This window comes from Marichromatium sp. AB32 (assembly GCF_003718675.1).
Taxonomy (GTDB): domain Bacteria; phylum Pseudomonadota; class Gammaproteobacteria; order Chromatiales; family Chromatiaceae; genus Marichromatium; species Marichromatium gracile.
Genome location: NZ_RHFJ01000090.1, coordinates 1 through 8,627, shown reverse-complemented (window position 1 = coordinate 8,627; position 8,627 = coordinate 1). Strand labels below are relative to the sequence as shown.

Below are 8,627 nucleotides of genomic sequence, written 5' to 3'. Positions count from 1 at the left end.
CATGAGAAGAGAGATCGAGGGCTTGGTCTTAGCGACAAGGTCCAGGCCTTCAGGCGCAATCGAGCTGCCTCAATCTCGCGCGGTGGGAGCTAACCACCACGGGGTGGCAAGATACAAGACGCGAAGGGCGCGAAGGGCGCGAAGGGATCGCAAGGATGAAGGGGGCGAGCGGTGTGCGCGCTTTTCGGCCTCTAGTTTCAGCCGCAGTCGCCTTTGAGCAGCTCGCTCCAAACCCTTAGCGACCTTGGTGTCTTCGCGGTTCAATAATCCCCCGGCCGCTTACATGAAGCTGTCCTTGTTCTGCGCCTTCTGGGTGGCGTCCTTGCGGCTGATCACGCCGCGCTGCACCAGTTCCTTGAGGTTCTGATCCAGGGTCTGCATGCCGTGGGCCTGGCCGGTCTGGATCGCCGAGTACATCTGCGCGACCTTGGCCTCGCGGATGAGGTTGCGGATCGCCGGGGTGCCGATCATGATCTCGTGCGCCGCCACCCGGCCGCCGCCGATCTTCTTGAGCAGGGTCTGGGCGATGACCGCGCGCAGCGACTCCGAGAGCATCGCGCGCACCATCTCCTTCTCGGCGGCGGGGAAGACGTCGATGATGCGGTCGATGGTCTTGGCCGCCGAGGTGGTGTGCAGGGTGCCGAACACCAGGTGACCGGTCTCGGCGGCGGTGAGTGCGAGACGGATGGTCTCGAGGTCGCGCAGCTCGCCGACCAGGATGATGTCCGGGTCCTGACGCAGCGCCGAGCGCAGCGCCTCGCTGAAGCCGAGAGTGTCGCGATGGACCTCGCGCTGGTTGACCAGACACTTCTTGCTGGCGTGGACGAACTCGATCGGGTCCTCGATGGTGAGGATGTGGGCGTAGTCGTTGTCGTTGAGGTGGTCGATCATCGCCGCCAGCGTGGTCGACTTACCCGACCCGGTGGGGCCGGTGACCAGCACCAGGCCGCGCGGCACGTTGACGATCTCCTTGAAGATCGCCGGGGCGTGGAGGTCCTCGAGGGTGAGGACCTTGGAAGGGATGGTGCGGAACACCGCACCGGCACCGCGCTTCTGGTTGAAGGCGTTGACACGAAAGCGCGCCACCCCGGGGATCTCGAAGGAGAAGTCGGTCTCGAGGAACTCCTCGTAATCCTTGCGCTGCTTGTCGTTCATGATGTCGTAGACAAGCGAGTGCACGGCGCGATGGTCGAGCGCCGGGACGTTGATCCGACGCATGTCGCCGTCGACCCGGATCATCGGCGGCAGACCGGCCGAGAGGTGGAGGTCGGAGGCGTTGTTCTTGACGCTGAAGGCGAGGAGTTCGGCGATGTCCACGGCGGCGGTCTCCGTCCGGTTGTCGATGGTGCCCGGGTCCATCCGTGGCGCCGCCGAGCAGGGCGGCGCCACGGTGGGGCGCGGGCTCAGTCCTGCTCGACGCGCTCGAAGACGACGCGCCCGCCGAGCAGGGTCCAGCTCACGCGTCCGTGCATCTCGGTCCCGATGAAGGGGGTGTTGCCGGCGCGACCGAGCAGGGTCTCGGGCGTCAGCGTCCAGCGCGCCTCGGGGTCGAGCACGCAGACGTCGGCGATCTCGCCGATGCCGAGTCGGCCATAGGGCTGGTCGACGACCCCGGCCGGTCCCGTGGTGAGCCGGGCGATCATCTCGGGCAGCCCGATCACGCCCTCCTCGACCAGTCGCAGCGCGAGCGGCAGCAGGGTCTCGAGCGCGGCGATCCCGGGATCGGTCTCGGGGAAGGGGGCGAGCTTGGCGTCGGCGTCGTGGGGCTGGTGGTCGGAGCAGACCGCCTCGAGGTCGCCGTTGACCACGGCCGCACGCAGCGCTTCGCGATCGGCCAGGGTGCGCAGCGGCGGCAGCAGATGACAGTTGGCGTCGAGCCCGGCGAGGTCGTCCTCGGTGAGGAACAGCTGGTGGATGCTGACATCACCGCTGGCGCGCACGCCGCGGCGCCGCGCCTCGGACAGCAGGGCCACGGCACGCGCCGTCGACAGACCGCGGAAGTGGATGCGTGCGCCGGTCTGCTCGGCCAGCGCCAGACCGCGGGCGACGGCCAGGGTCTCGGCGGCCTCGGGGATGGCGGGCAGGCCGAGTCGGGCGCTGATGCGGCCCTCGTGGGCGCAGCCACCGGCACTCAACTCGGGGTCGAGCGGGTGGAGGAACACCGGCATGGCGAAGGAGGCGGCGTACTCGAGCGCGCGGCGCAGCACGTGGGTGCTGCGGATCGGGCGCTCGGCCTCGCCGAGCGCCGGGCAGCCGGCGCGCTTGAGCGCGGCCATCTCGGCCAGGGTCTCGCCCTTGAGCCCGCGGGTCAGTGCGCCGATCGGCAGCACCCGGGCATAGCCGTTGCGGTTGGCCGTCTGCTGGATGAGCTGCGCCACCGCCGGGGTATCGATCACCGGCTGGGTGTCGGGCGGACAGCACAGGGTGGTGATCCCCGAGGCGGCGGCGGCGCGGGTCTCGCTGGCGATGGTCGCCTTGTGCTCGTGACCGGGCTCGCGCAGCCGCGCCGAGAGGTCGACCAGGCCGGGCAGCACCAGCCTGCCGCTGGCGTCGAGCGTGCGGTCGGGCTGGAAACCGGAGGGCGCGGCGCCGATGGCGGCGACCCGGCCCTCGGCGATGTGCAGGTCGGTCTGGCTGTCGATGCCGGAGGCCGGGTCGATCAGCCGACCGTTGCGAATGGTGATCTTGGGACTACTGGCCATCGGTGGCTCCGGCGCTCTGGGAATGCTGCAGGTTCTGGTTGCCGAGACACATCGACATCACCGCCATGCGCACGGCGATGCCGTTGCTGACCTGCTCGAGGATCACCGAGCGCTCGCCGTCGGCGACCTGGGAGTCCATCTCGACCCCGCGGTTGATCGGGCCGGGGTGCATCACGATCGCCTCGGGGTGGGCGACGGCGAGACGCTCCTCGGTCAGGCCGTAGAGCCGGAAGTACTCGTGCTCGCTCGGCAGCAGGGCGCTGCTCATGCGCTCGCGCTGCAGCCGCAGCATGATCACCACGTCGACGTCACGCAGTCCCTCGCGCAGGTCGTGGCACACCCGCACCCCGAGCGCCTCCTCGGCCTGGGCCGGGATCAGGGTGCGCGGACCGATCACCCGCACCTCGGGGACGCCGAGGGTGTGCAGGGCGATGATCTGCGAGCGCGCCACCCGCGAGTGCAGGATGTCGCCGATGATCGCCACCCGCAGCTGGCTGAAATCGGCCTTGTGGCGATGGATGGTGAGCATGTCGAGCATCGCCTGGGTGGGGTGGGCGTGACGCCCGTCACCGGCGTTGACCACGCTGACGTGTGGTGCGGCGTGATCGGCGATGAAGTGCGCCGCGCCGCTGGTGGCGTGACGCACCACGAACATGTCGACGTGCATCGCCTCGAGGTTGCGCAAGGTGTCGAGCAGGGTCTCGCCCTTGGCGGTCGCCGAGGTGGAGATGTTGAGGTTGAGCACGTCGGCCGAGAGCCGCTTGGCGGCCAGCTCGAAGGTGGTGCGGGTGCGCGTGCTGGTCTCGAAGAAGAGGTTGGCGATGACCTTGCCGCGACACAGCGGGACCTTCTTCACCGCCTGGTCGGAGACGCCGAGGAAGCCGCTGGCGCGGTCGATGATCTCGTGCAGCAGCGCAGCATCCAGTCCCTCGAGGGTGAGGAAGTGGCGGAGCTTGCCGTTGGCGTGGAGCTGAGGGGTCAGTGCGCTCATGCCTGCGCCCCCTGATCGTCGCTGTCCGGGGTGTGCCCGAGCAGCATCACCAGCGGCTCGGGACCGCTGAGCTTGATCTGGGTGTCAGGGTCGAGCTGGGCGCGCAGACCGACGACGTCGGCGGCGATCGGCAGCTCGCGCTCGGCCTCGCGCTCGGCGAGGGTGGCGAGGGTCACCGAGGCCGGACGACCGTAGTCGAACAGCACGTTGAGCGCGGCGCGGATGGTGCGCCCGCTCTGCAGCACGTCGTCGACCAGGATCAGGTGACGGTCGTCGACCCCCACCGGCAGGTAGGAGGGATGGACCTGGGGGTGCAGGCCGATGCGGGTGAAATCATCGCGATAGAAGGAGATGTCGAGATGACCGAGCGGGGCCTCGAGTCCGAGACGGGCGTGCAGCCGATCGGCGACCCACACGCCGCCGGTGTGGATGCCGATCATCAGCGCGTCGTCGATCGCGCGTCGCTTGAGCAGGTCGGCGAGATCGTCGGCCATGCGGGCGATGGCCTCATCGATCTGCGCGGCGTCCTTCCAGATGTTGGTGTTGCTCACAGAGCCAGGTTTCCAGGATGAGGGCCGCCGCGAATGCATCGACGGCGTCCGGCGTTGTCGATTTGGCTGTTGCGGGTCCTTCTGCGATCAGCCGTTGGGCCTCGAGCGAGGTCAGGCGCTCGTCGATCAGATGGACCTCGAGCCCGAAGCGGCCATTGAGCTGACGGGCGAAGCGGTGCACCCGTCCCGACCAGTCGACCTCGGTGTCGTCCATGTTGAAGGGTAGACCGACCACCAGCGCCGTCGGCTGCCACTCGCGAATCAGCGACTCGATACGAGGCCAGTCGGGTTTTTCCTGGCGGTTGCGCAGGGTGGTCAGCGGGGTCGCCGAACGGGTCACCGTCTGACCGACGGCGATGCCGATCTTGCGCGTCCCGAAGTCGAAGCCGAGCAGGGTTGCCATGGGTGCTCCAGATCGCGCTCGCCGCGCGCTCAGGCGTGGCCGGCTTCGCCGCTGAGCAGGTTGAGATCGACCCCGAGCAGCTGCGCCGCGGCCAGCCAGCGCTCGCCGGTATCCATGTGGAAGATGATGTCGTCGCTCGCCGGGCCGTTGAGCCAGGCGTTGGCGCTCATCTCCTGTTCGAGCTGACCGGCGCCCCAGCCGGCGTAGCCGAGGGCCACTAGGCTGCGTTCCGGTCCGTCGCCGCGGGCGATCGCCTCGAGCACGTCGCGCGAGGTGGTGACGCTGATCTCCTCGGTGATGCCGAGGGTCGAGTCGTAGGTCGGCCCGGCGGCGTGCAACACGAAGCCGCGGTCGGTCTGCACCGGTCCGCCCTGATAGACCGGGCTCGCCTGCAGCTCGGCGTCGTCGGTGGGGATCTCGAGCTGCGCGAGCAGCTCGCCGAGGGTCACTTCCAGCGGGCGATTGATGACGATGCCCATCGCACCCTGCTCCGTGTGCTCGCAGACATAGGTCACGGTACGCGCAAAGTTGGGGTCCTGAAGACCCGGCATCGCGATCAGGAAGTGATTGGTCAGTGAGGAGCTGTAGGCCATGGCCCCTAGTATCCGGTGCGGCGCAACCCGAGGCAAGTGCGAGGATGCGCCGCTCGGCGCCGCCTTGACCGAAGGGGTGCGGTTGATGTGGCTGCGGATGGTCCAAATCGTACCCCTTCGGTCTGGATGGATGGCACCGCTCACGCGATTACTGCTCCCAGCCGAGGGTGTCGCCGCGCATGAACTGCCAGTTGCGGACGATGTCGAGCACGTCGGTCTCGGCGGCGATGTCCGGCGGGAAGGGCGAGAAGGGCGCGGCCAGCTCGACGATGCGCACCGCCGCCTGGTCGAGCAGGTCGTAGCCCGACGAGCGGACCACCCGCACCTGGACGAGACTGCCGTCGGCGCGGATCGAGACGTGCAGCAGCAGACTGCCGTAGATGCGCTGTTCCTTGGCCGCCTGGGGGTAGTTGATGTTGCCGATGCGCTCGACCTTGCGCGTCCAGGCGGCGAGATAGCTGGCGTAGCGGATCTCGCGGGTGCTGGTGCTCACCGCGCGTCGGCGCAGCCCGTCGGGTTGCTCGAGTCCGGGTGCCGGTTGTGCGGCCAGTCGGGCGACGGTGCGATCGCGACTGGCGAGGATCTGCGCGGCGTCGATCGCTGGTGGCTGCGGCAGTGGTGGTGGCAGTGGCTGGGGCGCGGCGCCTGGGCGGTCGCTGCCTTCGAGGCTCAGTGCGGTGAGCGGGGCGGGTGCCGTCGGCGGGGGCGCGGGGGGCGTGGGGGCCTGCGCCGTCTCGGTGTCGGGTGGCGGCGGGACGGGCGCGAGCGCGCCCGGGGGCGGCGTCTCGCCATCGCCTTCCTGGCTGTGTGCGGCATCGCCGTGGATCGACTCGCCGCTGCGGTTGCGCAGCCCGCCGGGGGCCTCGGGCTGAGGCTGATCGGTGTTGCTCGGGCTCTGTACCAGCAGCACCTCGAGCGCCGAGTCCGGGATCGGGCGCTGCTGCGCTGGCATGGGACGCGCGGCGAGCGCGAGCAGTGCCGCCAGGTGCAGCAGGACGGCGGCGCCGAGTGCGAGCGCCAGGGTACGGTTGTCGCCCTTGGGCGAGGGCGGGGTCAGCAATTCTGCCGGCAGCGAGGCCGGTGACGGGGTCGGGCGATCGGTCATGGGGCGATGGTTGCAGCCTCGGTGGTGATCGGGTTGACGCGGTGGATGCGGGCGCCCGGGTCGATGCGCTCGAGCCGGCTCCACAGCGCCTGGGTGACATGGACCTCGCCGCTGCGATCGATCAGCAGCGCCTCGGTCACCCCCATCCGCTGTGCGACCTCGAGCCAGTGCTCTGGACCGGCGACGAAGAGCGCGCGGGCGGCCACGGTGGCGCTGGCCAGATCGGGCAGGAGCACGGTGACCGCACGAGTGGCGCGCGCCGGGCGACCGCTGCGCGGGTCGAGCACGTCATGATAGATCCTGCCCTGGTGGATGAAGTCGCGCTGGTGGTCGGCCACGGTGCCCAGCGCCTCGTCGCGGCGCAGCGCGACGATGGCGAGCACCCCGGAGCCACCGGCGCGCAGGATCGGCACCCGCCAGGGTTGGCCGCCACGGTCGCCGCTGGCGCGCCAGTCGCCGTCGCGCTGGATCAGGGCGTTGACGATGCCCAACTCGTGCAGCCGCGCGATCGCCAGGTCGACGGCCAGCGCCGGTGCCAGCCGACCGAAGTCGAGCCGGGTCCCGGGCGCGGCGGCGCGGATCTCGATGCCGTCGAGTTCGATCTGGTCGATGCGCGGTGCCGAGTTGAGCAGTGTCTCGAGCTGCCGCTGGGTCGGCGGCGCGGCGCGTGGCGGGACGCGATCGAATCCCCAGAGCGTGATCAGCCCGCCGAGGGCGGGATTGTAGAGCCCTTCGCTCTGTGCGGCGAGCCGCTGCCCGGTGCGCAGCAGCGGCAGTACCGAGGGTGGCGCGGTGACCGGTGCGCCGGTGGCCAGTCGGCGGTTGAGGTCGGCCAGGGCGCCCGGCGTCCACGGGTTCCAGGCTCGGGTGCGGAAGGCGAGATCCTCGGCGAGTTCCGCCCGGGCGCGTCTGGCCTGCTCGGGCGCGACCCCGACCAGGGTGAGGTCGAGCGATTCGCCGAAGGCCTGCAGCCTGGTGGTGTTCACCGGCGTGGCCTCGCGGCAGCCGCCGAGTGCGAGCAGCAGTAGTGCCAGCAGGGCGGGGCGGACGACGACCGACAGGGGGTGCGTGAACGACATGGGGCACTCCTCGGGGTTGCGGCGGTCTGGTGCGGCCGGCCCTGAGGGGCGCGATCCCGGATCAGTCCCGGGCGTCGAGTCGGGCCGCGATGCGATCCATCAAAGCGCCAGCGATATCGAGCCCGTGGGCGGCGTCGAGTTCGCGGATGCAGGTGGGGCTGGTGACATTGATCTCGGTGAGATGATCGCCGATCACGTCCAGCCCGGCGAACAGGATGCCGCGCGCGCGCAGCTCGGGGCCGACCTGGGCGGCGATCCAGCGTTCGCGCTCGCTCAGTGCCCGCGCCTCGGCGCTGGCCCCGGCGGCGAGATTGCCGCGGCTCTCGCCGGGCGCGGGGATGCGCGCCAGACAGTAGGGTACCGGCTCGCCGTCGACCATCAGGATCCGCTTGTCGCCGTCGGCGATCTCGGGCAGATAGCGCTGTGCCATGCAGTAGCGACGGCCATGCAGGGTCAGGGTCTCGATGATGACACCGAGATTGGGGTCGTGAGCGCCGACCCGGAACACCGAGGCCCCGCCCATGCCGTCGAGCGGTTTGAGCACGATCTCGCCGTGGTGCCCGAGAAAGGCGCGGATGTCGGTGGCGCTGGCGGTCACCAGGGTCGGCGGGGTGCACTGCGGGAAGCGCGCGGTGAACAGCTTCTCGTTGGCGTCGCGCAGGCTGCGCGGGTCGTTGACCACCAGACAGCCGGCGGCCTGGGCGTGCTCGAGCAGATAGGTCGAGAACACGTACTCCATGTCGAACGGCGGGTCCTTGCGCATCAACAGGGCATCGAGCGCGCCGAGCGGACGGACCTCGGGCTCGCCGAGTGTGTGCCAGTCGGCGGGGTCGTCGCGGACCTCCAGCGGGCGCATCCGCCCGAGCGCGCGATCGCCGTCGAGCGCGAGGTCGCCGAGCTCCATGTACCAGGGGCGCCAGCCACGCCGCTGCGCCGCCAGCAGCATGGCGAGGCTGCTGTCCTTCTTGGTGTTGATCGACCCGATCGGGTCCATCACGATGCCGATGTCGATGCTCATGGAGGGCAGTGTACTGCAGCCACCAGCCACCAGCCACCAGCCACCAGCCACCAGCCACCAGCCACCAGCCACCAGCCACCAGCCACCAGCCACCAGCCACCAGCTACCAGCCATCAGCGACCAGCCGCCAGTCGCCAGCTACCAGCTACCAGCTACCAGATGGATTGAACGGCGAAGGACGAGAT

The 8,627-nt window shown here is 69.9% G+C and carries 9 protein-coding genes; all 9 read right to left on the bottom strand.

From position 1 onward, the window contains the following. Window positions 1-279: 279 nt before the first annotated feature. Window positions 280-1,317: a type IV pilus twitching motility protein PilT gene (locus EBL85_RS16065; protein WP_123141771.1), complete on the bottom strand. Its 1,038-nt coding sequence runs from the start codon at window positions 1,315-1,317 to the stop codon at window positions 280-282. Window positions 1,318-1,403: 86 nt separating this feature from the next. Then, window positions 1,404-2,702 carry a dihydroorotase gene (locus tag EBL85_RS16060; protein ID WP_123141770.1) on the bottom strand — a complete coding sequence of 433 codons (1,299 nt, stop codon included), beginning with the start codon at window positions 2,700-2,702 and terminating at the stop codon, window positions 1,404-1,406. Then, a complete protein-coding gene (locus tag EBL85_RS16055) occupies window positions 2,692-3,693 on the bottom strand; it encodes an aspartate carbamoyltransferase catalytic subunit (RefSeq protein WP_005223002.1) in 1,002 nt (333 codons plus the stop codon). Before EBL85_RS16055 ends, EBL85_RS16060 begins: the two co-directional genes overlap by 11 nt. Continuing rightward, window positions 3,690-4,244 (bottom strand): bifunctional pyr operon transcriptional regulator/uracil phosphoribosyltransferase PyrR, encoded by a 555-nt coding sequence (pyrR, locus tag EBL85_RS16050; RefSeq protein WP_123141769.1) that lies wholly within the window; start codon window positions 4,242-4,244, stop codon window positions 3,690-3,692. Before pyrR ends, EBL85_RS16055 begins: the two co-directional genes overlap by 4 nt. Further along, window positions 4,201-4,647 (bottom strand): Holliday junction resolvase RuvX, encoded by a 447-nt coding sequence (gene ruvX / locus EBL85_RS16045; protein ID WP_123141768.1) that lies wholly within the window; start codon window positions 4,645-4,647, stop codon window positions 4,201-4,203. Before ruvX ends, pyrR begins: the two co-directional genes overlap by 44 nt. A 29-nt stretch (window positions 4,648-4,676) precedes the next feature. Next, window positions 4,677-5,240 (bottom strand): YqgE/AlgH family protein, encoded by a 564-nt coding sequence (locus EBL85_RS16040; RefSeq protein ID WP_123141767.1) that lies wholly within the window; start codon window positions 5,238-5,240, stop codon window positions 4,677-4,679. A gap of 148 nt (window positions 5,241-5,388) precedes the next feature. Then, window positions 5,389-6,345: an energy transducer TonB gene (locus tag EBL85_RS16035; protein WP_123141766.1), complete on the bottom strand. Its 957-nt coding sequence runs from the start codon at window positions 6,343-6,345 to the stop codon at window positions 5,389-5,391. Beyond that, a complete protein-coding gene (locus tag EBL85_RS16030) occupies window positions 6,342-7,424 on the bottom strand; it encodes an FAD:protein FMN transferase (protein WP_123143431.1) in 1,083 nt (360 codons plus the stop codon). Before EBL85_RS16030 ends, EBL85_RS16035 begins: the two co-directional genes overlap by 4 nt. 61 nt (window positions 7,425-7,485) lie before the next feature. Further along, on the bottom strand, window positions 7,486-8,442 hold the full coding sequence (gshB, locus tag EBL85_RS16025) for a glutathione synthase (RefSeq protein ID WP_123143432.1): 957 nt from the start codon (window positions 8,440-8,442) through the stop codon (window positions 7,486-7,488). Between the last annotated feature and the right edge of the window lie 185 nt (window positions 8,443-8,627).

Bases quoted from the DNA above. Each gene is read 5' to 3' on its own strand.
- EBL85_RS16030 (WP_123143431.1), bottom strand. From the start codon at position 7,424: ATGTCGTTCACGCACCCCCTGTCGGTCGTCGTCCGCCCCGCCCTGCTG.
- ruvX (WP_123141768.1), bottom strand. From the start codon at position 4,647: ATGGCAACCCTGCTCGGCTTCGACTTCGGGACGCGCAAGATCGGCATC.
- EBL85_RS16035 (WP_123141766.1), bottom strand. From the start codon at position 6,345: ATGACCGATCGCCCGACCCCGTCACCGGCCTCGCTGCCGGCAGAATTG.
- gshB (WP_123143432.1), bottom strand. From the start codon at position 8,442: ATGAGCATCGACATCGGCATCGTGATGGACCCGATCGGGTCGATCAAC.
- EBL85_RS16040 (WP_123141767.1), bottom strand. From the start codon at position 5,240: ATGGCCTACAGCTCCTCACTGACCAATCACTTCCTGATCGCGATGCCG.
- EBL85_RS16055 (WP_005223002.1), bottom strand. From the start codon at position 3,693: ATGAGCGCACTGACCCCTCAGCTCCACGCCAACGGCAAGCTCCGCCAC.
- EBL85_RS16060 (WP_123141770.1), bottom strand. From the start codon at position 2,702: ATGGCCAGTAGTCCCAAGATCACCATTCGCAACGGTCGGCTGATCGAC.